The sequence below is a fragment of the Streptomyces sp. NPDC026673 genome (assembly GCF_040638135.1).
Lineage (GTDB): Bacteria > Actinomycetota > Actinomycetes > Streptomycetales > Streptomycetaceae > Actinacidiphila.
In genome coordinates, this window is sequence record NZ_JBEZXR010000107.1 from 1 (window position 1) to 21,996 (window position 21,996).

General features: G+C 72.0%; 15 protein-coding genes, 1 pseudogene and 2 riboswitches. Of the genes and pseudogenes, 5 read left to right on the forward strand and 11 right to left on the reverse strand.

Annotated features, from left to right (window positions below; translation table 11 throughout):
- Window positions 1-317: 317 nt before the first annotated feature.
- The 11 genes from AB0F62_RS39135 to AB0F62_RS39185 all read right to left on the reverse strand — a co-directional run bounded on the left by AB0F62_RS39135 (window position 318) and on the right by AB0F62_RS39185 (window position 16,194).
- Entirely contained in the window at window positions 318-2,819 is a 2,502-nt protein-coding gene (locus AB0F62_RS39135) for a SpoIIE family protein phosphatase (RefSeq protein WP_361810680.1), read from the reverse strand.
- Window positions 2,820-3,274: 455 nt separating this feature from the next.
- Complete coding sequence (locus tag AB0F62_RS39140) at window positions 3,275-3,967, reverse strand: ATP-binding cassette domain-containing protein (protein WP_361810682.1); 693 nt, start codon at window positions 3,965-3,967, stop codon at window positions 3,275-3,277.
- The gene (locus tag AB0F62_RS39145) at window positions 3,960-4,943 is read right to left on the reverse strand and encodes an ABC transporter ATP-binding protein (RefSeq protein ID WP_361810684.1); all 984 of its coding nucleotides are present in this window, start codon (window positions 4,941-4,943) and stop codon (window positions 3,960-3,962) included. Before AB0F62_RS39145 ends, AB0F62_RS39140 begins: the two co-directional genes overlap by 8 nt.
- 304 nt (window positions 4,944-5,247) lie before the next feature.
- Window positions 5,248-6,138: an ABC transporter permease gene (locus AB0F62_RS39150; RefSeq protein WP_361810686.1), complete on the reverse strand. Its 891-nt coding sequence runs from the start codon at window positions 6,136-6,138 to the stop codon at window positions 5,248-5,250.
- 5 nt (window positions 6,139-6,143) lie between these two features.
- Complete coding sequence (locus tag AB0F62_RS39155; protein ID WP_361810688.1) at window positions 6,144-7,112, reverse strand: ABC transporter permease; 969 nt, start codon at window positions 7,110-7,112, stop codon at window positions 6,144-6,146.
- Window positions 7,113-7,132: 20 nt separating this feature from the next.
- Window positions 7,133-8,716 (reverse strand): ABC transporter substrate-binding protein, encoded by a 1,584-nt coding sequence (locus AB0F62_RS39160; protein WP_361810708.1) that lies wholly within the window; start codon window positions 8,714-8,716, stop codon window positions 7,133-7,135.
- 204 nt (window positions 8,717-8,920) lie between these two features.
- The gene (locus AB0F62_RS39165) at window positions 8,921-9,736 is read right to left on the reverse strand and encodes an ECF transporter S component (RefSeq protein WP_361810690.1); all 816 of its coding nucleotides are present in this window, start codon (window positions 9,734-9,736) and stop codon (window positions 8,921-8,923) included.
- Window positions 9,733-11,382, reverse strand: a complete 1,650-nt coding sequence (locus AB0F62_RS39170; protein ID WP_361810692.1) for an ATP-binding cassette domain-containing protein — start codon at window positions 11,380-11,382, stop codon at window positions 9,733-9,735. Before AB0F62_RS39170 ends, AB0F62_RS39165 begins: the two co-directional genes overlap by 4 nt.
- Window positions 11,379-12,569 carry an energy-coupling factor transporter transmembrane component T gene (locus tag AB0F62_RS39175; protein WP_361810694.1) on the reverse strand — a complete coding sequence of 397 codons (1,191 nt, stop codon included), beginning with the start codon at window positions 12,567-12,569 and terminating at the stop codon, window positions 11,379-11,381. Before AB0F62_RS39175 ends, AB0F62_RS39170 begins: the two co-directional genes overlap by 4 nt.
- A 5-nt stretch (window positions 12,570-12,574) precedes the next feature.
- Complete coding sequence (locus AB0F62_RS39180; protein ID WP_361810696.1) at window positions 12,575-13,510, reverse strand: hypothetical protein; 936 nt, start codon at window positions 13,508-13,510, stop codon at window positions 12,575-12,577.
- Entirely contained in the window at window positions 13,507-16,194 is a 2,688-nt protein-coding gene (locus AB0F62_RS39185; RefSeq protein ID WP_361810698.1) for a prenyltransferase/squalene oxidase repeat-containing protein, read from the reverse strand. The genes AB0F62_RS39180 and AB0F62_RS39185 overlap by 4 nt, the downstream gene beginning before the upstream one ends.
- Window positions 16,195-16,377: 183 nt before the next feature.
- Window positions 16,378-16,522: riboswitch (cobalamin riboswitch) on the reverse strand.
- A gap of 81 nt (window positions 16,523-16,603) precedes the next feature.
- Window positions 16,604-16,678: riboswitch (cobalamin riboswitch) on the forward strand.
- A 127-nt stretch (window positions 16,679-16,805) separates the two neighbouring features.
- On the opposite strand from AB0F62_RS39185, the gene AB0F62_RS39190 reads away from it, so the two are divergent.
- From AB0F62_RS39190 to AB0F62_RS39210, 5 genes and pseudogenes are all read left to right on the forward strand, one after another.
- Window positions 16,806-18,218, forward strand: coding sequence for a prenyltransferase/squalene oxidase repeat-containing protein (locus AB0F62_RS39190; protein WP_361810700.1), 1,413 nt, complete (start codon window positions 16,806-16,808; stop codon window positions 18,216-18,218).
- Between the two features lie 582 nt (window positions 18,219-18,800).
- The gene (locus AB0F62_RS39195) at window positions 18,801-19,496 is read left to right on the forward strand and encodes a deoxynucleoside kinase (RefSeq protein ID WP_361810702.1); all 696 of its coding nucleotides are present in this window, start codon (window positions 18,801-18,803) and stop codon (window positions 19,494-19,496) included.
- Window positions 19,497-19,872: 376 nt separating this feature from the next.
- Window positions 19,873-20,137, forward strand: a pseudogene (locus AB0F62_RS39200) (hypothetical protein); the annotation flags it as partial.
- 313 nt (window positions 20,138-20,450) lie between these two features.
- Window positions 20,451-21,383 (forward strand): zinc ABC transporter substrate-binding protein, encoded by a 933-nt coding sequence (locus AB0F62_RS39205; RefSeq protein WP_361810704.1) that lies wholly within the window; start codon window positions 20,451-20,453, stop codon window positions 21,381-21,383.
- Window positions 21,384-21,463: 80 nt separating this feature from the next.
- On the forward strand, window positions 21,464-21,996 hold a 533-nt coding region (locus AB0F62_RS39210; RefSeq protein WP_361810706.1), incomplete at its 3' end, for an ATP-binding cassette domain-containing protein.

The following is a 21,996-nucleotide window of genomic DNA, read 5'->3' on the forward strand; positions in this document are numbered from 1 at the left end:
GGCCCGGGGGAGTTGTCGAATCGTCCGAGTAGCCCACTACGAGGACGACTCTCCGCCTTGCGATGCACCGCACCTGGGGGCACCTCCCAGCGCCAGCTGGGGGAGCCGCTGGGCCCGCCCTTCGGGCGGTGGGGGCACCTCCCAGCGGTAGCTGGGGGAGCTCATTTGACGACACGACCCAGGACGCCGGGACGCCGCCATGGCACCCCGGGTCCTGCGCTCGACGGTGTCGCGGGCCCCGTGGGCACCCGCCGCCCGGCGTCACGCGGGCAGCGTCACACCCGTGGCGGCGATCGGATGATCCGAGGCGCACGCTTTCAGGTGAGCGCGGGCTCCGGTTGTGCTGCGGGCGCGGGCGCGGGCGCGGGCGCGGGGGTGGCGGCCAGTTCCTCCTCCGCCCAGACGACCTTGCCGCCCGACACCGAACGCGCTCCCCACCGGCGGGAGAGCTGGGCGACCAGGAAGAGGCCGCGGCCGTTCTCGTCGGCGGTGTTCGCATGACGCAGACGTGGTGACGGCACGCTGGTGTCGAACACCTCGCAGGTGAGGACCTGGTGCTGGATCAGGCGCAGTCGGACCGGTCCGGTGCTGTGGCGGACGGCGTTGGTGACCAGCTCACTGACGATCAGTCTCGTGGGGTCGTCGAGCCCCTCCAGTCCCCACTCGGCCAGCTGACGGGACGCCAGGTCACGGGCGCTGCGGACGGCCGTCTGGTCGCTGGGCAGCGTCCAGGAGGCGACCTGGGCGGGCTTGAGCGAGCGGGTCCTGACCAGCAGCATCGTGACGTCGTCGGGTGGTGCCTCGCCGGCGACGGACTCCACCGCGCGGGTGCAGACGTCGTCGAGATCCCGGCCCGGCCGGGCCAGAGCCGCGCCCAGCCGGCGCATGCCCTCCTCGATGTCGTGGTCGCGGGTCTCGATCAGGCCGTCGGTGTACAGGGCGAGGAGGCTTCCCTCGGGCAGTTCCATCTCGACGGATTCGAAGGGCACTCCCACGCCGAAGCCGAGCGGGGTTCCGGTGGGAAGGTCGGGGAAGCTGACCCCGCCCTCCGGGTCGACGATCGCGGGCGGGGGGTGTCCGGCCCGCGCCATGGCGCACCGCCGGGTGACCGGGTCGTAGACGGCGTACAGACAGGTGGCGCCGACGACGGCGGGGGCACGCTCCGAGCAGTCGGCCTCCTCCTCGGCCAGGCGCTGGACCGTGTCGTCGAGGTGGGTCAGCAGCTCGTCGGGCGGCAGTTCCATGTCGGCGAGCGTGTGGACGGCGGTGCGGAGCCGCCCCATCGTGGCGGCGGCGTTGATGCCGTGCCCGACCACGTCGCCGACGACGAGGGCGACGCGAGCGCCGGAGAGCGGGATCACGTCGAACCAGTCGCCTCCGACACCGTGGTCGATGTCGGCGGGCAGGTAGCGCGAGACGGCTTCGACCGCCGTGCCGCCCTTCAGGCGCTGCGGGAGCAGGTTGCGTTGCAGCGCGAGGGCGGCGGTGTGTTCGCGCGCGAAGCGTCGGGCGTTGTCCAGGGACAGCGCGGCGCGGGCGACGAGCTCCTCGGCGAGGAGGCGGTCGATCTCCTGGAACGGGGCCGGGTTGTCGGTGCGGACGAACAACGCCACGCCCAGCAGGGCGCGTCGCGCACGAATGGGTACGAGCATCACGGAGTGGATGCCGTGCTGGTGGATCTTCTCCGCCCGCACCGGGTCGTGGTCGATCCAGGTGCCCGCTGCGGAGTTCAGGATCGGCTCCAGGTAGGGCCGCCCGGTACGCAGGACGTCGGTGAAGGGGGAGACGGGCGGAATGGTGACCGGCTCGCCGCGTACCCACGGGGATTCCGGGACGCCGTGGTGGATCGAGGCCAGTCCGGCACGCCGCAGCTGCGGTACGCGATCCTCCGTCGAGCCGATGCGGACCGGGGGTCCCTCGCCGAACGGGACGGACTGTTCGAGGTCGACGGCGGCGAAGTCGGCGAACAGGGACACGGCGAGGTCGGCCAGTTCCTGGCTGGTCTGGATCACGTCCAGGGTGCTGCCCAGGCGGGTACTGGCCTGGCTGAGGAGCGCCAGGCGCTCGCGCGCCTGATGGCTCTCGGTGAGGTCGACGCTGATGGCGCACACACCGATGGCCTGACCGTCGGCGCCCTGAAGGCAGAAGAACGAGGCCGCGAAGGTGTGGTCCCGGCGCTGACCCGTCGCCAGCGACGAGCGGTACTCGTGGACCCTGGTGGTGCCGCTCTGCAGCACCTGGCGCATTACGCCCTCGAGTGCCTCGGCCTTGGCGTCGGGCCACGCTTCGGTGAAGCGACGCCCAAGGCGCCGGTCACGGGGGATGTTGTCGTGGCTCTCCATCGTCTCGTTGGCCCATGCGCACCGCAGTCCCACGTCACGAATGGAGACGCCGATCGATGCGGGGGTGGCGATCGAGTCCTGGACCGATCCGTTCACCGCTTCTCCGGACGGCGGCCCGGCTTCGCTCACGGTCACGAGCCACCGCACGGCCGTGTCCTGTCCCCGCAGCAGCGACAGCCGCAGGCCGACGTCGAACAGCCGGCCGTCCCGGTGGCGCACGGCCGCCGTGCCCGACCAGCCGTTGTGGGCGCGGCACTGCTCGATGAACGCCGAGATCGACTCCGCTTCCTCGGGAGACGGCAGTACGAGCGCGGCGGGCCGGCCCACCACGTCGCGGGCGCTGTATCCGACGAGCTGCTCCGCGGCCTGCGTCCATGCGACCACGGTTCCGTGCTCGTCGATCATCATGATCGCCGACTCGGTTGCCTTGTGCGTGTTCTGGCGACTACCGATCGTCACCGTGTCAGTGCTGGCCATCGCGCTGCAGTCCTTGGGGATAGGGGAGAAGGCGGAGGACGTGTGCGGGTGCGGGGAGCCGATGAGCGAGTGGCTGTGCCTCCCGCGGGGAGACGGTCGCCCCGTGCCCCCTGTGACGGAGCGGATGCGAGCGTCGATTCTGCCTCGTTTGCACCTTTTCGGAAGTTGACCGGGTGGTGCCCCGATCTGTGACACCGGTCGCACTCCAAGGCCGCGATCGGGTCGCGCCGGCGCCGACGCGGCCGTGTCGGGGGGCGGGGACCGTGCCACGTGGGAGGCGGCATGACGAGGGGCACGGCGCTCCCGTCCACACCGCGGAACGCCGGCAGCCATCACCCCGGGATCCTCAGCGGCGGGAACGAGGAGGCCGGGCCGCACGCCACGGCCCGGTCAGGTGGTCGAACCCGAGGGGGCGCAGGTGTGGCGCGTTCCCGTGCCTGGTCCGTAGGCGGCGCTCACACCTCCGGGCCGAGAGGGCCGGCCGTCGCGGCTGTGCCACGCAACGACTCCCAGTCCACTGTCCGGTCGCACCACCGGTGCAGGAGGGTGGCATCGTGGCCCACGGCGATCAGGCCCGCGCCGGTCGCGGCGCGATACTCCTCGACGACGTTGACCAGCGCGGCCGTGGTGGAGGCGTCGAGCATCGAGGTCATCTCGTCGCAGATCAGCCAACGAGGGCGCAGTACGAGGGCGCGGGCGAGGCAGGCACGCTGGAGCTGGCCGTCGCTGACCTCGTGCGGTCGTCGTCGCAGGAGGTCCTCGGTGAGGCCGGTGGTGGCCGCGAGGCGGCCGATCCGTTCTGCGATGTCGTCGCGGTTCCCCGTGGCCCGCAGCGGCTCGGCGATCAGGTCGCCGAGAGTCAGCCGGGGGTCGGCGGACAGCCGGGGCTGCTGGAAGACGACACCGACGGCGGTGCGCTGTGCGCGCGGGGCACGGTGACGCCAGCGCCGTACGGTTTCGCCGTCGAGCAGCAGGGTTCCGGAGTCGGGCCGGTGCAGCAGGGCCGCGATGCGGGCGAGGGTCGACTTGCCGCATCCGCTGGGGCCGAGCAGCCCGACCGACTCGCCGGCCGCGACGGACAGCCAGGCGTCCCGTACGACGGGTGCCCGCCGGTCGTATCCGGCGGTGATGGCTCGCAGCTCAAGCACGGCGCTCCTCCGTGACGTGCGGATGGTGGCAGGCGACGGCACCGGTCATCGGGGGTCGCGTGCCGCATGCGTCGCTGGTCCGTGCGCAGCGTTCGGCGAAGGCGCAGCCGCTGGGCAGGTTCCCCAGCTCGGGCGGCATGCCGGGGATGGGGGCGAAGGCTCGGTCGGGAAGGGCCCGGAGCAGGCCGAGGCTGTACGGGTGGCGGGGCCCGGGGGAGCCGAAGAAGTCGGCGGCGTCGGCCAGTTCCACGATCCGGCCCGCGTACATGACGGCGATCCGGTCCGCGATGCGTTCCGCCGCGGCCAGGTCGTGGGTGATCATCAGTAGTCCTCGCCCCGTGTGCGTCGGCTGGGTGGGGGCGTTCACGTGGCGCCGCAGCTCGTCGACCGTGTGCTTCACCAGGCCACGGTCGAGGCCGGTGGTCGGCTCGTCGGCGAGGAGCAGGGGTGCGTCGCCGACCAGGGCCAGAGCGGTGGCGGCGCGCTGGGCGAGGCCGCCGGAGAGTTCGTGCGGATAGCGGTCGAGGTGGTCGGTGGGGAACGCGGTGCGTGCCGCGGCGGCTTCGGCGGCGGCACGGACGGCGGTGCGGCCCCGTGCCGGGGTGAGTGCCGCGATGGTTTCCTCGAGGTGGGACCGGATGGTGCGGACCGGGGTCAGGTGTGCGGCCGGGCTCTGCGGGATGAGGCCGACCCGGCGGCCCCGCACCTCGCGGGCAAGGGTCCGTTCACCGGCGGAGAGCAGGTCGAGGTCACCGAGGCGGGCCTCGCCGGCGGTCTGGGTGTTGGCGGGAAGGAGGCCCAGCAGCGCGGAGGCGAGCACGGACTTGCCGCAGCCGCTCTCACCGATCAGGGCCAGGCACTCGCCCGGCGCCACGTCGAAGTGCGCGTCGCTGACGGCGGCGACGCGGCGCCCGCCCGGCATGAGGAAACGTACGGACAGCCCCCGTACCGACAGCAGCGGGCTCGGGCTGGTCACCAGGTTCCTCCGAGGGTGCCCCGGCCTTCGGGCCGGGGAGGAATCGGAACCCCGGGAGCACGGCAGGAAAGAGGGGTTTCGCCCCCAGGGTGAAAGACCTTTGGGTGGCGAGTGCGTGGTGCCGAGCGAGAACCAAGCCGGTGCGACGGCGCGTTGCGAGAACCAAGCGCGAGCCACCTCGGCTTTGCCGTACACAACCGGGCAGGTTCCGTCCCGGCTGGTGTTGAGGGAGTGAGACCTCGCGGGTCGCTGACCTGCGGGGCTTCCTGAGCCAGGAATCCCCCGGCTCCAGCAGGGGGAGGGTTCAAAGCATGAGCTCCGATCGGCGGCGAGGGTTGATGCGTTCCCGCCACGCTCCGGCGAGGCCGGCGATGGCGAGGGTGGGGACGATGATGAAGATGCCGGGGAACAGGGCCGGCCACCACTGGCCCGCCAGGAGCGGCCCGCGGGCGCTCTGGATGAGGGTGCCCAGGCTCGCCGCGTGGGTGGGCAGCCCGAGGCCGAGGAAGGACAGGGCCGACTCGTGCCACATGGCGTGGGGCACCATCAGGACCGCGGCGAGTGCTGCCTGGGGCAGTACGCCGGGCAGCAGGTGCCGCATCGCCACGCGCCACCGGGAGGCGCCTCCGGAGACGGCGGCGTCGATGTAGGGGCGTGAACGCAGGGAGAGTACTTCGGCCCGGACGATCCGCGCGGTGGACAGCCAGTGGGTCAGTGCGACGGACACGATGACCGGCCAGACGCCCGGGCGGAACATGGCGACGATGAAGACGCCGAGCAGCAGGTGGGGCACGGAGGAGAAGGTGTCGACGATCCGCATCACGCCGCGGTCGACCCAGCCTCCCAGAGCCCCCGCGGTGGCTCCGACGGCGGTGCCGATGACGGTCGCGGCGAGGGCGGCGGTGGCGCCGACGAGCAGGGAGACCCGCAGCCCGTAGACGCAGCGCAGCAGCAGGTCCCGTCCGACGTCGTCGGTGCCGAACGGGTGCGCCCAACTCGGCGGCAGCAGCTTGGCCGACAGGTCCACCGCCTGTTGGTCCAACTGGACGATCGGCGGCACGAGCAGCACGGCGAGGACGGTCACGCTCACCAGGACGGCCGAGGTGCGCACACGAATGGTGCGGGTGGAGCGTCGGCGGGCGGCGCTGTGCGACCGCCACTGGGGTGTGCGGTCCGCGGCTCCGGCCTCAGCCATGGCGTTCACATCTCACTGGGTTTCACCCTTGGATCGATCAGGCCGTAGAGGAGATCGGCGAGGAGGTTTCCGACGAGGACGGCCGCGGTGGCGAGGGCGGTCAGCGCGGCGAGCAGCGGGAAGTCGACGGCGACGGCCGCCTCGACGGTCGCGGCGGCGATCCCCGGCCAGCTGAAGACGCTCTCCACCAGGAGCGCCCCGGTGATGAGTTCGGGCACGCGCGAGCCGATGAGCGTGATGACGGGCAGCAGCCCGGAGCGCAGCGCATGCCGGGTCAGGACGGTGGTCTCACTGAGCCCGCGTGCACGGGCGCCGCGCACCGGGTCCTCCGCCAGCGCGTCGGACACCCCCTGGCGTACGTAGAGCACGAACCAGGGCAGTTGGGAGACGGCCAGCACACCGGCGGGCAGGACGAGGTGGTGGGCGACCTGCCCCGCGGTGACCTGCTCACTGGCGGTGTCCGTGAGTCCGCCCGCAGGCAGGACACCCAACTGCAGCGAGAACAGCCAGACGGCCAGCAGCGCGATCCAGAAGACGGGCGCCGCCTCCAGGGAGTACGAGAGCGAACTCACGACCCGGTCGAGTGCCGAGCCCGGGCGGCGCGCGGCCAGCACACCGAGCACGGTGCCGACCGCAACCGCGACGACGAACGCCACCGCGCACAGCAGGGTCGACCACACGAGGCGTTCGCCGATGACCTGGGCGACGGGCTGCCGCATGACGCTGGACTGGCCGAGGTCGCCGCCGAGCGCCGAGGTCAGCCAGTGCCACCAGCGCTGGGCGAAGGAGCCGTCCACACCGAGGTTGGAGCGCAACCGGTCCAGGGTCTCCTGATCGGCACCGAGGGCCGCCGTGCCGGCGTACGCCCGTACGGGGTCGAACGGGGACGCCGCGGCGATGGCGAAGACTCCGAAGGTGACGACGAGGAGGACGGGAACGGCGAACACGGCCCGCCGCCCCGTCAGGCTCGCCATCCCCTTCCAGGGGATACGCGTCACTTCGCGGACTGCCAGTCCTCGATGTTCCACCACGGGCCGCTGGAGAAGCCGTGCTCGTGCGGCTCGAGCTGTGTGGTGAGCCCGTCCCATCGGTCGGCGAGGACGTAGACATGGTCGATGTGGGTGAGGAAGGTGTAGCCCGGGTTCTCGACGAGTGCCTGCTGCAGCCGGTCGTACGCGGCCCTGCGCACTTCCGGATCCCGGCTGGTGCGCCCGGTGTCGAGCGCCTTGTCCACGGTCGGGTTGTCGTACCACGGCATGTTGTTGAAGCCGTCGCCGGCGAGGGAGGAGTGCAGCAGGGTGTAGAGGCCGTAGTCGGGATCGCCGGTGCTGCCGAAGCCGGCCAGGACCGCGTCACGCTTCATCCGCGGTTCGATCACCTCCCACGTCGCGCTCTCCACCGTCACCTTGATCCCGGCCTTCTTGGCGTCGGAGGCGTAGGCCAGGGCATGGTCCTGCCGGACCTTGTCCCCCGAGGGGTACATCAGGGTGAAGGCGGCCGGGGTACCGCCCTTGGTGCGGATGCCGTCGCTGCCGGTCTTCCAACCCGCCCGGTCCAGGATGTCGTTGGCCTTGTCCAGGTCCTGGTCGCGTTCGATGCCCCTGGCGAACCATGGGTCGTCGATGGGCAGCGGCCCGTAGGCCGGGCGGCCCGCTCCGTCGAGGATCTTGTCGACCATGGTCTTCCGGTCCACGGCGGCGTCGAGGGCCTGCCGGATCGCGCGGTCTCCGGTGACCTTGTTCCCGGTGGGCAGCGCGACGGTGCGGAAGTCGTAGGACTTCGCGTCGTAGGTGCGCATGCCCGAGGTGTTCTTGAAAGCGCCGGCGAGATTGGGCGGCAGGATCGCGCCGTCGAGGTCGCCGGAGCGGAGCCGCGTGGCGCGTACGTCGTCCTCCTCGACGATCGCCATGGTGATCTTCTTCACCTTCGGAGCGCCGCCCCAGTACTTCGGGTTGGCCTTGAAGGTGAGCTTCTCGCCCTTGCTCCACGCGGAGAGGACGTAGGGCCCGGTGCCGATGGGCTTGGTGTTGAAGGAGCCCGTGTTGGGGTCCTGTTCTCCTGCGACGTGCTCGGGGACGATGGGCAGCACCGTGCGGCCGGCGAACGGCGAGTAGGGGTACTTCAGGGTGAAGACGACCTTGTCGCCGCCCTCCGCCCGTACTTCCTTGATGGCGTCGAGCTCGCTGCGGTAGGTGTTGTTGGTCTTCGCGTCCAGGACGGTCCGGTAGGTGAAGACCACGTCGTCGGCGGTCAGGGGCTCGCCGTCGCTGAACTCGACGCCCTGGCGCAGGGTGTAGGTGTAGGTCCGGCCGTCGGCGCTGACTTCGGGAAGCGCGACCGCCAATGCGGGCTTGAGTTCGAGATCGGCGTCGCGGCCGAGCAGCCCGTCGAAGATCTTGGAGTTGCCGTCCTTGCCGTAGCCGAGCAGCGGGCTGAGGGTGTCCGGCTCGGAGCCGACGCCGATCACCACGGAGTCCGTGGCCTTCCCGTCCGCGGACCCGCCGGCGGGTGCCGTGCAGGCCGACACTCCCGCGGCAACCATCGTCAGGGCGGCGGTCGTTCGTATCCGTCGTCGCATCGTGAGCCTCATGCCTCAATAATGCGCATCTTTTGTTCTTGCAAACAAAGTGCAATTAAACGGGGTCGAACACGTCAGTGATCCCTCCGGATCCCGATCGCCTGCGGTCGTCCGTCCGTACCCGCGCCGCAGGCGTCGCGGCCCGTGCTTGCCGCGCGCCGGCAGACCGGTGCGGTGAGGGACTCCTACGCCGGGACCGGCGCTTCACGACTTCTCGTGCCGGCCCGGGGCGAAGCGGACGGGGGCCCGGAAGCGGGCGCGGCGGGCCGCGCGGCGGAAGGTGGTGAGGACGGCCGGGCCGGCCAGCAGGATGCAGACGAAGTTGGTGACGGCCCGGCCGGTGTCCCAGCCCAGTGACGTGGCCAGGTCGAAGGCGACGTAGCGGTGCCATTGCTCGGTGAAGGGCAGGCCGGGCAGGTAGGCGATGGAGCTGTTGGGGTCGAGGGAGAAGGGCCAGAAGGACAGGTTCAGCAGGAAGCCGAAGAGGTAGCCGGACAGTGATCCGTAGACGGCGAGCAGCAGCACCTCGCGGCGGCCGGTGGCCCGCGGGAGGAAGCCGGCGAGCATGCCGACGAAGGCGCAGCCGAACATCTGGTACGGCATCCAGGGGCCGACGCCGCCGGTGATGAGGGCGGAGGCGAACAGGGACGTGCAGCCCAAGGTGAAGCCGAAGCCGGGACCGTAGACCCGTCCGGCCAGGACGAGCACGAAGAAGACGGTCTCGATGCCGGCGGTACCGGCGCCGAGCGGGCGCAGTGCGGCGTTGACGGCGGACAGCACGCCGAGCATGGCGAGCGCCTTGGAGTTGATACCGCCCTCGGCGATCTCGGAGAGCACCACGCACAGGACGAGGACGAGCAGCACGCCGAAGATGAGCGGCGGGGTGTAGGTGGCCCCGAACTTCCCCGGGGCGACGACGAACGGCCAGAAGAAGGCGACCAGTCCGAGGAACGCGGCCAGGGCCATGACGACGGCCGCCCGGGGGGTGAGCCGGATGGCGGGCGCGGGGATCCCCGTCATGGGCGTGCCTCGCCGTGGCCGTCGGTCGTGAGTGCCCCGGCGACCTGCTCGACCGTGAGGAAGGGGAGCGGGGCGAGGATCTTCGCGGTCTGCGGGGCGAAGACCGGTGAGGCGACGATGACGTCCGCGGTGGGCCCGTCGGCCACGATGTCGCCTTCCGCCATGACGACGACCCGGTCGGCGGCCCGGGCCGCGAACTCGACGTCGTGCGTGGAGATCACGACGGCCCGGCCCTCGGCGGCGAGCCTGTCGACGATGCCGATGAGCGCGGTCTTGGCCCGGTAGTCGAGGCCGCGTGTCGGCTCGTCGAGGAGCATGACGCGTGGCGCCGCGGCGAGCTGGACGGCCAGCACCAGCGCCAGTTTCTGGCCCTCGGAGAGGTCGCGGGGGTGGGTGGCGCCGTCGATGCCCGGTGCCAGGCGGTCGAGGATGGCGCGAGCGCCTTCCCCGGGGCCGGATTCGGCGTCGGCCTGGTCGAGTTCCTGCTTGACGCTTTCGAGGTAGAGGAGGTCGGCGGGCGTCTGCGGGACCAGTCCGACGAGCCGGCGGGCGTCAGCGGCGGACAGGGTGTGGGGATCGCCGGTGGGGCCGCCCTGTGTCCCGGTCACGTCGACCTTTCCCGCGCGGCGCGGGCCGGAACCCTGGAGCGCCCACAGCAGGGAGGACTTGCCGGAGCCGTTGCGGCCCATGAGTGCCGTGATCTCGCCCTGGTGCAGGTCGAGATCGACCTCGCGGACGGCCGGCACCCCGCGGTAGCTGACGGTGACGCCCCGCGCGGACAGCAGCTTCGGCCGGTCGGCGGAGTGCGCGGGCCGGACGGGTGCGGGGGAGTGCCCGGCAAGGCGGGTGCGCAGTGGCGCCGCGCGACGGCGTGCGTCGCGTACGGACAGGGGCAGCGGGTCCCAGCCCACGGCACGGCCGAGCTCCACGATCGGGGGCGCGATGGAGGCCGTCCGCAGGATCCCGGCCGGCTCCCCGATCACGGCGCGGCCGTCGCCGGGCAGGTGGATGACGCGGTCGGCGTACTGGACGACGCGCTCCAGGCGGTGCTCGGCCATCAGGACGGTCACGCCCAGATCGTGGACCAGGCGGGTGACGGCGGCGAGGACCTCTTCGGCCGCCGTGGGGTCCAGCGCCGAGGTCGGCTCGTCCAGGACGAGGACACGGGGGTGGGCGGTGAGGACGGAGCCGATGGCGACGCGCTGCTGCTGGCCGCCGGAGAGCTCGTGCAGGGCCCGGTGGCGCAGGTCGGCGAGGCCGAGCAGGTCCAGGGTCTCCTCGACCCGTTTGCGCATGGTCGCCGCGGGGACGGCCAGTTGCTCCATGGCGTAGGCGAGTTCCTCCTCGACGGTGTCGGTGACGAAGCCGTCCAGGGGATCCTGGCCGACGACGCCCACGACGTCGGCGAGCTCGCGGGGCGGGTGGTGGGCGGTGTCCCGGCCGTCGACCGTGACCCTGCCGTGGAGGGTGCCGCCGGTGAAGTGCGGCACGAGCCCGTTGACGGCCCCGAGGAGGGTGGACTTGCCGACGCCGGTGTGGCCGACGACGAGGCAGAGCTCGCCCTCCTCGATCGTCAGGTCGACATCGCGCAGGGCGGGTTCGGCCGTGTCGTCGTACAGGACGGTGACCTGGTCGAAGATGATCACGTGGCGTGGGCCTTCTCGGTGCGCGGTGCGGTGGGTGCGGAGGACGTGTGGTGGGGCGGGCCCGGGGGCGGTGCGATGAACCCGGCGGTGCCGGCGAGCAGGATCGCCGCCGTGGGCACCAGCGGCAGGGTGGGCCAGCTCAGCGGGTAGAAGGTGGGGTTGAGCTGGGCGGGGTCGTAGCCGAGCCCCGCGAACAGCAGCACCGCGGAGAGCACCCCGCTGCCGGCCACGGCCCACTCGGGCAGCCGCCACGGGTCGGGCCGGTAGGTGGTGCGGCTGACGCGGCGCCCGCCCAGGCGCAGTCCCGCGACGCACAGGACGGCCCCGGCCGCCATGGCGGGCAGGCCGAGGAAGCGGGGCGCGGTCGCGTCGAGGAGCCCGTAGGCGCCGGCGCACAGGCCGCACATCCCGAGCAGCATCAGCGCGCCGGTGAGCCGCCGGGAGCGGCGGGTCGCGGTGCCCGCGCGGCCGTAGCCGCGGGAGTCCATCGCGGCGGCCAGCCGCAGCGAGCGCTCCAGGGCGTCCTCCAGCACCGGCACCACGATGCCGCGCAGCGCCTTGAGCCCCTTGGCGCGTCCGGCCCGAAGCCTGCGGGCGCGGGCGACGCGCTGGACGCTCTGCACGAGTTGCGGCGCGACGCTGATGGCGACCGTCACGGCCACCCCGAGCTCGTGCAGCGCCCCCGGCAGGACGCGCAGGGCGCGCTTGGGATTGGCCAGGGTGTTGGCGGCGCCGATGCAGCACAGCATGCACGCCAGCCGCAGACCGTCGGTGGCCGCGGACAGGACCGCCTCCAGGGAGACCGGGCCGCCGATCCGGATGCCCGCGTACCAGTCGGGGGTCGGGATGTGCGGCAGGGAGAAGAGGAAGTGGTCGTGCGGGGTGATGCCGGTGGCGAAGACGGCGCGGAACACGACGCGGATCGTGACGACCGTCAGGGCCAGATAGAGGTAGTAGACGAAGCCGCGCGCCCAGGGCGCCTCGGTGCGCCGCGCGGTGACGACGTAGCCCAGGACCGCGAGGACGAGGACGAGCAGCAGCGGATTGTTGGTCCGGCTGACGGCGGTGGCCAGGGCGAGCGCCCAGATCCACCAGGCCACCGGGTGCAGGATGCGGGGCAGGCGGCGGCCGCCCGTGTCCGGCACGGGGCCGGACACGGGCGGGGAAGCCACGGTGGTGCGGTTCATGTCGGTCACTCGGAACGCTTGCGCCTGCGGCCGGAGACGAGCGCGGCGGCGACGATCAGCGCGGCCAGCGCGGCGCCCGCGAGCAGCGGCACGAACGAGCCCGGGTCGTATCCGGCGTCGGCCGCCGGGGCGGCGTCGACGACACGCGTGCTCGGGCTCGGCGTCGCGGGACCCGTTGCCGCGGCCGCACTCGGTGAGGGCGTCGGCGTCGGCGAAGCGCCGGTTGCGGACGGCGACGGGGTGGGGTCGGCTGTGGGTTTGTGCGTGGTTTTCGTGGGCGTGGCCTTGGGCGGCTTCGCCTTCGTGGTTGCGGGGGCGGGGCCGGTGTCGGTGCCCGGCGGCAGGGTGGGGGCCTTGGCGGTGGAGGCCGGTTTGCCTCCGCCCTGCGGCTTGGTGTTGTGAGCCCGCAGCTGGTCGGGGGTGACGGTGGGCCGGCCCTCGGTGCCCTCGATGTTCGTGCCACCGAAGATCCACAGGTCGACGCTGCCGGGCTTGGGCTTGTAGAGCATGGCGCCGAGCTGGCTGTACTCCCAGTCGTTCTCCCCGCGGTCGGCGTGCCAGTACGACCAGTACGCCGACGCGGGCGGGGTCAGGACGCAGTTGTCCTCCCGCGCCGTCGGGTACTGCGTGCCGTTCTTGTAGCCGCTGTAGCCGATCCGGCAGATGAAGGCGGGTCCGTCGTGCCCGGTGCCGGTGGTGCGCCAGCCGCCCTGGTTGAGCAGTTCGTAGCCGGTGGTCGGCGTGGTGCCGCAGGAGCGGAGGATCGGTCCGCCCCAGTGGCTGAAGTCGACCGCGAGGACCGCCCCCGAGGTGGTGGTGCAGCGTCCCATGGCCTGGGGGTCGGCGGCCGCGGGGGCGGTGGTCGAGCCGAACGCGGCGATCGTCAGGCCGATTGCCGCAGCGCCCCGGAGGAGCGCGCGGGTCAGTGCGGTCAGGGTCATCGCCGCACTCCCGCGTCCGCGCGGCGCCGGGCCACGACGACAGCGCGCCAGCCGGCCAGGACCAGGCCCGCGGCGAGCGCCGCGAGCAGGCTCACCTGGACGCCGGTGGAGGCCAGGGCACCATCGCCGCCGTCCGGGCCTCCGGTACCCCCGCTGCCGTCCGGCGTGATGATGACCGGCGGGCTCGAACTCCCGCTCGGAGTGGGCTGCGGGGACGTGCCGTCGAGGCTGCGGTTCAGCGCGCCGAAGGAGATTCCGGTCGTGCCGCCCACGGCCTGGGTGGAGGCCCGCAGGTCCGAGCCGCGCTGACCGTCCTTGGCGACGTTGAAGCCGCCGTCGTCGTTCTGCTGCGAGGCCAGGAATCGCCGTGCCTCGGCGATCTCGTCGGTGTAGGCGGGGGCGTCCAGGGACAGTCCCTGCACGGCCAGCGCGGCCGAGTTCACGGAGTTCCCCGCGGCGCCCGGGAAGCCGCCGTCGGGCAGTTGCCTGGAGGCGATCCAGGCCAGGGCCTTGTCGACGGCCTTGTCCGCGCTGTCGCCGCCGGCCAGGTCAAGGGCCATGGCGGCGATCGCGGTGGAGTCCACGTCGGAGTCGTTCGTGGACGGGATCAGGCTCGGCCAGGCGCCGTTGTCCTGCTGGAGGCTCTCCAGGTACGCGATCGGGTCCTCGGCCGCGGACTTCTCGCCGGCGCGCAGCTGCGCCATGATCGCCAGTGACTGGGAGAACACCGAAGGGGCGTAGGTGTAGGCGCCCTTGGCGGGGCAGGAGGTGTCCGGGGCGGTGCTCGGCTTCGCGCAGACCGCCTTGTCCAGGGCGGCGATGAGGTCCTCGCCGCCGAAGTCGCGCGGGTCCCGGCCGACGGACTCGGCCAGGAGCGCGGCCTTGCCGATCGATCCGCCGCCCGCGTACGGGGTTCCGGCGCCGGTCCAGTCCTGGAGGGTGCGGCCCTCGCCGTCCTTGCCGCCCTTGTCGAGGAAGTCGACGATGCCGCGCAGCGCGGCGTTGTCCAGGCCGGTGGCGGCCAGCGCGTAGGCGCCGTCGATGGTCAGGCCGAAGTCGGCGCGTTCGGAGCCGGGTCCCGCGGTGTAGTAGTGGCCCTGCTTCAGGTTCCCGTCGCTGGTGAGGTAGGCGACGCCCTTCTTCAGGTCGGGTCCGTCCCCGGCGGGGGTGCCGGGGCCGCCGGTCGGCGTGGGCGAGGTGGGCGGGTCCGTCGGCTCGTCGCTCTTCGCGGTGAGGTCGACGAGGCTCGTACGGGCCCCGGCGGCGACCGCGGGCGGCGTCGGATAAAGGGACGCGTCGGTGGCGCCCTCCTCGAAGCCGAAGCCGCCGTCGCCGAGTTGCTGCCGGGACAGCCACGCGACCGCCGTGTCGGCACGGCCGGTGTCGCCGAGGGAACGCAGGGCCTGCGAGGCCCAGGCGGTCGCGGCGATGCTGCCCGTGGTGGCGCCGGTGTAGCCCGGGAACGAGCCGTCCCCGCGCTGGGCCTTCTTCAGGTAGGCGCGGGCCTTGGCGACGGCGTCCTCGTGGCCGCCGGCCTTGTTCAGGACCAGGGCGACGAGTCCGGTGGTGGCCGGGTCGCCGTCGCAGAACTCACCGGGCCGGATGAGGATGCTGGTGACGCCGCCGTCCCGGCACTGGACCTGGGTCAGCCGGTCCACCGTGCCGGCCGGGGGAGTGACGCCCGCGCGCAGCAGGGCCAGCGCCGACAGGGCCTGGCCGTCGGTGTAGGTGGCGTTCCGGAAGTCGCCCTTGGCGGTGCAGCCGGGGGTGGGCTCGCCGGACTCGGGACCGGCCGCGCAGACGTTGTCTTCGAGGTCGCCGGTCAGGTCGTGGCCGCCGAAGTCCGCCGGGTCGCCGCCGGTGATCTCGGCCAGGAGCGCCAGACGCGCCGCGGCGGTGGCGTCGGGGGCCTCGTCTTTGCCGGCCGCGTAGGCGTAGTCGTCGGTGTGGGCGGTGAGGAACGCCGTGATCTTGTCGACGGTCTCGCTCCTGACGTCGGCGGCGGCCAGTGCGTACGCCGTTTCGGTCGTCAGAAGGAAGTTGGGGGTCTCGGCGCCGTCGTCGACGATGCGCTCGCCGTCGGTCAGCTTGCCTCTCAGCCACGTCGCGGCCGCGTCGAGGTCGACGTCGCCGGGCTCACCGGTGGGCTCGCCGGTCGGGTCCGTCGGCCCGCCTCCGCCGCCCGCGCGGACGTCGTCGGGGCTGAAGGAGGGCTTGCCGGTGGTGCCGCCGATGTCGGTGCCGCCGTAGACCCAGGCGTCGACGTCGCCGTCGTGAAGCTCGCGGGTCATGGCGCCGAACTGGCTGTAGCTCCAGTCGTCCTGGCCGGGCGAGGCGACCCAGTACGACCAGTACGCGGTGGCCGGAGGAGTCAGGAGACAGGCTTCCTTGTCCGGTGTCGGGTACTGCGTCCCCGAGTTGAACGAGTCGCGGCCGATGCGGCAGATGAAGGCCGGCCCGTCGTGCTCGGTGCCCGCGGTGGTGAACCCTCCCTCGTGAAGCAGTTCGTAGCCGGTTGTGGGGGTGAGGTCGCAGCCGCGCTCCACTGTGCCGCCGAACGGTCCGAAGTCGACGGCGACGACGGCTCCCTTCGTGGCGGTGCACTCGCCCACCGGACCGGCCGCCGCCGATGGGACGGTGAGAAACGTCACCCCGGCGCCCACCAGCAGGAACAGGGTGGCCATCAAGGCCGGCAGACGCCGTGTCCACCGCGCCCCCGCCCGTCCGTCTCTTCGACTGTCGGTCCCCACCACGGCCCCTCGTCATCGTCCCGGCACGGAACGGGTGTGGTTGAGGGGCCTCCACCGCGCGGGCAGGCCGCTGCCGGGAAAGACCGGTCGAACCACGCCGCAGTCCACGACGGCGTCTGTCGCTGAAGAACACGCTCCAGGCATTCCGGCTCGCCCGGACGGTGCCGGGCCTACGGTTGCGGGTCAGCGCCGGACTTCGACCGGCTTCCCCTGGAACAACATTGCGTATCAGCCGGATTGCAGCACGTCAGTGAATCCAGCGTCAAGGGCGCCTACTGAGCCCCTACTTGGGCAGGGGTGGCGGGTGCGACCGGTGTCGGGTAGCGTCCTGCGCTGCCGTGTGGGGGAATCCGGTGCGAATCCGGGGCTGACGCGCAGCGGTGTGGGACGGCGGGGGCCGTTCCGAGCCCGAATGCCCAGGCGGTGATGCACCCTCGGAAGCCGATCCACGCGTCCCGGACGGCGGCCACGCCCGCTGCTCCCACCTCGCGTCGCGAGGGCCCGGCACCGGGGACGGCCGGCGTCCCTCACCCCAGGAGCAGGCCATGTCCCTTGCCACGTCCTTCCGCCGCCCGGCGCTCACCGCGGCCGCCGCGCTGGGGGCGTTCGTCCTCACCGCGCAGCCGGCGCTGGCGACGTCCACCCCGGCGCAGATCGCCACCTCGAAGGCGAACGGCGTCGCCTACCTCAAGACCCTGCAGGCCGCCGACGGTTCGTACGCCGGCTCGGGCCTGTCCAACGAGTGGGCTTTCAGTGCCTTCGCGGCGGCCGGCACCGCCGCCGTCGACGTCACCCCGGGCGGCGACACCAGCAAGAACGCCAGAACCGTCTACCGGACCCTGCTCTCCACGACGACCTGGCCCTCCGCCTCCCCGGTCGTGACCGACTACGAGCGGGCGACGCTCAACGCCTACGCAGCAGGGATCGACCCGGCCCGCGTCAGCGCCTCGCGCAACCTGATCGCCGACATCTACGGCTACTGGCAGACCGCGGAGGCCGGCTACTTCGGCCCGTCGGCCAACTTCAACGGCACCGTCTTCGCGGCGCTGGCACTGGGTGGAGCCAAGACCCCGTCCGGCGCGGCGCGCATACCCCAGGCCCTGCGGGACGCGATCGTCACCCGCATCCGTGCCAACCAGCACAACGACGGCGGCTGGAACTACAGCAAGGCCGAGGGCAACCCCAGCCAGCTCGCCGCGACCAGCGACATCGACATGACCGGCGCGGCCATGGCCGCCCTGTGCGTCTCCGGGGTGCCCGCCACCGACACCGACATCGTGCAGGCCAAGGCGTTCCTCAAGAGCAAGCTCGTCGCGAACAGCGGCGCCTTCAACGCCATGTTCGGCGTCAACACCGACTCCAACGGCTGGGCCGTCTCCGGCCTGAACGCCTGCGGCATCAACCCGCAGACCGGCGACTTCCTCACCTCCATGGGCAAGACCCCGGTCGACTTCCTCATCTCCCAGCAGTTCAACCCCGGGGGAGGATTCAAGTACCTCCCGAGCGACACGTCCCCGCAGGCGTACGCGTCGATCGACGGCCTCCGCGCCGTGGCGGGCGGCGGCTTCACCGCGGCTCCGCCCGTGCCCACCACGGTCGGCGCGCCGCAGTGGGTGAGCCAGGCCTCCTTCACCTCCGGCACCGCCGGCAAGCTGGCGCTGACCGTCGACGACGGAGCGGGCAACCTCAAGGTGTGCTCCGTGGCGCTCACCCCGACCGGCACCACCACGACACTGGGTGCGGTCGTGGACGCGGCCTCGACCGCGGCCACGCCTTCCGGGTGCGTCACCTCCGTCACGCCGACCTCGGGCACGGGCACCATCACCGCGGTCAACGGCAAGGCCAACAGCGGCTCCAACACCTGGAAGGTCAGCGTCGACGGCTCCTCCTTCGCCGCCGCCACCCGCGGCAAGGTGATCAACGTCGGCGACACGATCGCCCTGCGCTGGGGCGCCTGACCCAGGACGAGGGCGCGGGTGCCTGTCCCGGGGCACCCGCGCCCGACCTGCCCGTTGCCCGGGTCCCGCGCCGGGGCGCGGTTCCTCCGGGACATCGAGGGCGGGTCGGCGGCGTCCTTGGCCCCGGCTGATTCCGTGGTCACCCTCGCCCACATCATGAGAGCCACCGACATCGCCACGCCACACCTGGTCTTCGTGGCCATCGTCGCCGAGGGCCGACCCCGACCCGTTGCCGAGCGCCTCCGGATCCGTGACGAACATCGGGCGGACCTCCACCGGAGCCTTTTGGCCCTCGCCCGCAGCGGCATCTGCCTCCGACGACTCCCGTACGTCACTCTGAAACGATCGGTTAAGCTTCTGGGCGGCTGTGGGGGCTGCGGCTCGTCGTCGTGGCGACCGTGGAACGGCCAGGTCGGCCGGTCGAGGAGAGCGGCCGGTGTCAGGACCCTGGCCCGGACGGGACCACACGACGCTGATCATGATGATTCCGGGAATCGCGTGACCGCCGACGCGCCTCCGACTGGTCTGGGGTGCCCTGCCCACCCGCCCGTGAACAGAAGACCCGCCACGGAGATGTGAGGTATGTCAGTGATCTGCGTCGGAGGCATGATCGGAATCGGCAAGACCAGTGTCGCCGAAATGCTCGCCAAGGAACTGGGCAGCGAAGTCTTCTACGAGAGCGTGGAAGACAATCCGATCCTTCCGCTCTTCTACACGGCGAGCCCCGAGGAGATCCAGGCGAAGCGTTATCCCTTCCTGCTCCAGCTCTATTTCCTGCAGACGCGGTTCGCCTCGATCAAGGAGGCGTACAAGCAGGGTGACAACGTCCTCGACCGGTCCATCTACGAGGACTGGTACTTCGCCAAGGTCAATCACGACCTCGGCCGGATCAGCTCCCTTGAAATGCGGGTGTACGAGGGGCTGCTCGACGAGATGATGCGCGAAATCGAGGGCCTGCCCTACCGCAAGGCGCCGGATCTCATGGTCTATCTCAAGGCGGACTTCGATACGGTGCTGCGGCGTATCGGGTTGCGGGGCCGGGATTTCGAACAGGACGAGAGTCTTGTCGAGTATTACCGCACGCTGTGGTCCGGCTACGACGACTGGGTGCACACGCATTACTCGGCCAGCGAGGTTCTCGTCGTCGACATGAACAGCACGGATGTGGTGAACAACCCCGAGGACGCGGCCCGTGTGGCGCGGGAGGTCAAGGACGCCCTGGCGGCGGTCCAGCGCCGGGCGAGTTCCTCTGGGGAGACGGCGGCGGTCTTCGCCTGAGCGGCCGCCACCGTCCATCCGTCTGAGCCTGCCCGCCTTCGAGGAGACCGCCGGGCCCGTCCGCGATCCCCCGGAAGCGGCCCGCGCCCCGGTCTCCCCGCACCGCGGCCACCGCGCCGCCCATCGGCTTGGGCTGCCGGATCCGAGAGCGCCGGGACGTCGCACAGCGAGCCCGTTCTCCGGTCGGGGGCCGGCCCCTGTCCCGCCAGGCGCTCGTACGTCCCGTGCCCCGTCGAAAGCCACAGCCCATAGGGGTGGCAGGACCGGCCGTGTGGCAGGACCGAAGGCCGGCCGCACCGAGTGGCTGCGGCCGCCCAAAGGGTCGACCGCTCACGCATCCGGGACCGGCCGGCTGGCGGAGGCCGGCCTTTCCCGTCGGCGTGACCTCCTCCATGCTGGCGGGTTCCTCGTCCTGGGCTGCGCGGCGGCGGCCATCTTCGCTGTCGCCGTCCGGCACTCCGCGCCGGGACCCGTTCTCCGGCAACCCATGGCTGCCGCTCCTGTAGCTCGTGCTCTTCGCCGTGGTTCCCGCCGTCTGCGCGGCAGCGGACGTGTTCGTCGCTGCCTCACCCACCGGGTTCTCCCCGGCCGCGCGGCTCGCGCTCACGACCGTCGGCCCCGTGGTGGACCTCAAGCTCATCACCCCGCGGTCCGTGCGGGGAGCCGGCGCCACCGTCAGGGGCGAACCGTCCGCCTCGCGGGCTTCGTCGCCCCCGGCGACGACGGCGCCCGGCACCTGAGCCGCCCCTTCGTCTCCTGCCGCGCCGCCGATGCGCAGGCTCTCACCGCGCGCATCCACGCCGCCCCGCCACCGCACGCCGAACGGCCTCCTGAGGGGTTCTTTACCGACCCATGTCGATAATGGCATTCGTTTTCATCTAGGGTGACCTTGTGCGGGTGGCCACGCGCCCGCACCCCAGCAGCCTGCGCTCGTGGCCCCTGGAGGATCCCCTCATGTCCGCAACCTTTTCCCGCCTCGCCGTCCTGGTGGCCGGCGCCGCATCGCTCAGCCTGCTGACCGGCTGCGGAGGCTCCTCCGACGATGCCGCGAGTGCGAAGAGCAGCGGCGCTTCCGCGTCCAAGGTCACCGTCGTCGCCTCGACCAACGTCTATGGCGACATCGTCGAGCGGATAGGCGGCGACCGGGTCGAGGTCTCGTCGATCATCAGCGACCCCGAGCAGGACCCGCACTCCTACGAGGCCAGCACCCGCAACCAGCTCCTCCTGTCCAAGGCGAAGGTCGTGGTGGAGAACGGCGGTGGGTACGACGACTTCGTCGACCGGATGCTGGGGAGCGGCAACGCCTCCGCGGAGGTCGTCAACGCCGTCGAGGTCTCGGGCCGGACCGCGCCGGCCGGAGGGGAACTCAACGAGCACGTCTGGTACGACTTTCCCTCGATGGGCAAGATCGCCGACCGCATTGCCGCGGCTCTGGGCAAGGCGGACCCGGCCAGCGCCGGCACCTTCACCAAGAACGCCGCCGCCTTCAAGGACAGCCTCACCGCGCTGGAGGGCAAGGAAGCCGCGCTGAAGTCCGCGCACGACGGCGACGGGGTGGCGATCACCGAGCCGGTACCGGTCTACCTGCTCGAGGCGTCCGGTCTGGTCAACAAGACGCCCGGGGAGTTCAGCGAGGCGATCGAGGAGGGCGACGATGTGTCAGCCAAGGTCCTCAAGACGACGCTGGACCTCTTCTCCGGCAAGAAGGTCAAGGCTCTGGTCTACAACGAGCAGACTTCCGGCGCCCAGACGGAGAAGGTCAAGTCGGCGGCCGAGGCGGCCGGTGTGCCCGTGGTGCCCGTCACCGAGACCCTGCCCGAGGGCAAGGACTACCTGACGTGGATGAACGACAACGTCGACGCGCTCGCCGACGCCCTGAACAAGTGACCCGGCAGCCCTCGCCGTCGGTCCCCGGGCCCCGCACGGGGAACACGGACGTTCACGGCCGGCCGGCGCCGCTGATCCGGATGAGGAAGGGCGGTCTGCGGTACGGGGACCGCACCCTCTGGAAGGATCTCGATCTGGACGTGGCGCCCGGGGAGTTCTGGGCGGTCCTCGGACCGAACGGTTCGGGAAAGACCAGTCTGGTCCAGGCCCTCCTGGGACGCCGGCCGCTGTCCTCCGGCAGCCTGCGCGTGCTCGGCGACGAACCCCGGCGGGCCGCACGCCACATCGGCTACGTGCCGCAGCAGGGAACGGCCCGGGCCAACGACATGGTGCGGGCCCGCGATCTGGTGGGCTACGGCCTGGACGGACACCGCTTCGGGCTCCGCCGTCGCGACGCCGACACCCGGCGGCGCATCGACGCCATCCTGGAAGCCGTCGGCGCGTCGGCCTACGCGAACGCGCCCCTCGGCTCCCTCTCGGGCGGCGAACGGCAGCGCGTCCGCATCGGCCAGGCCCTGGCCACCGACCCCCGTCTGCTGCTGTGCGACGAGCCCACGCTCTCCCTGGACCTCCACCACCAGCGGGCGGTGACCGAGCTCATCGACCGCCGGCG

Bases quoted from the DNA above. Each gene is read 5' to 3' on its own strand.
- AB0F62_RS39150 (WP_361810686.1), bottom strand. From the start codon at position 6,138: ATGGCTGAGGCCGGAGCCGCGGACCGCACACCCCAGTGGCGGTCGCAC.
- AB0F62_RS39185 (WP_361810698.1), bottom strand. From the start codon at position 16,194: ATGGCCACCCTGTTCCTGCTGGTGGGCGCCGGGGTGACGTTTCTCACC.
- AB0F62_RS39205 (WP_361810704.1), top strand. From the start codon at position 20,451: ATGTCCGCAACCTTTTCCCGCCTCGCCGTCCTGGTGGCCGGCGCCGCA.
- AB0F62_RS39195 (WP_361810702.1), top strand. From the start codon at position 18,801: ATGTCAGTGATCTGCGTCGGAGGCATGATCGGAATCGGCAAGACCAGT.
- AB0F62_RS39155 (WP_361810688.1), bottom strand. From the start codon at position 7,112: ATGGCGAGCCTGACGGGGCGGCGGGCCGTGTTCGCCGTTCCCGTCCTC.
- AB0F62_RS39180 (WP_361810696.1), bottom strand. From the start codon at position 13,510: ATGACCCTGACCGCACTGACCCGCGCGCTCCTCCGGGGCGCTGCGGCA.
- AB0F62_RS39175 (WP_361810694.1), bottom strand. From the start codon at position 12,569: ATGAACCGCACCACCGTGGCTTCCCCGCCCGTGTCCGGCCCCGTGCCG.
- AB0F62_RS39135 (WP_361810680.1), bottom strand. From the start codon at position 2,819: ATGGCCAGCACTGACACGGTGACGATCGGTAGTCGCCAGAACACGCAC.
- AB0F62_RS39165 (WP_361810690.1), bottom strand. From the start codon at position 9,736: ATGACGGGGATCCCCGCGCCCGCCATCCGGCTCACCCCCCGGGCGGCC.
- AB0F62_RS39190 (WP_361810700.1), top strand. From the start codon at position 16,806: ATGTCCCTTGCCACGTCCTTCCGCCGCCCGGCGCTCACCGCGGCCGCC.
- AB0F62_RS39160 (WP_361810708.1), bottom strand. From the start codon at position 8,716: ATGCGACGACGGATACGAACGACCGCCGCCCTGACGATGGTTGCCGCG.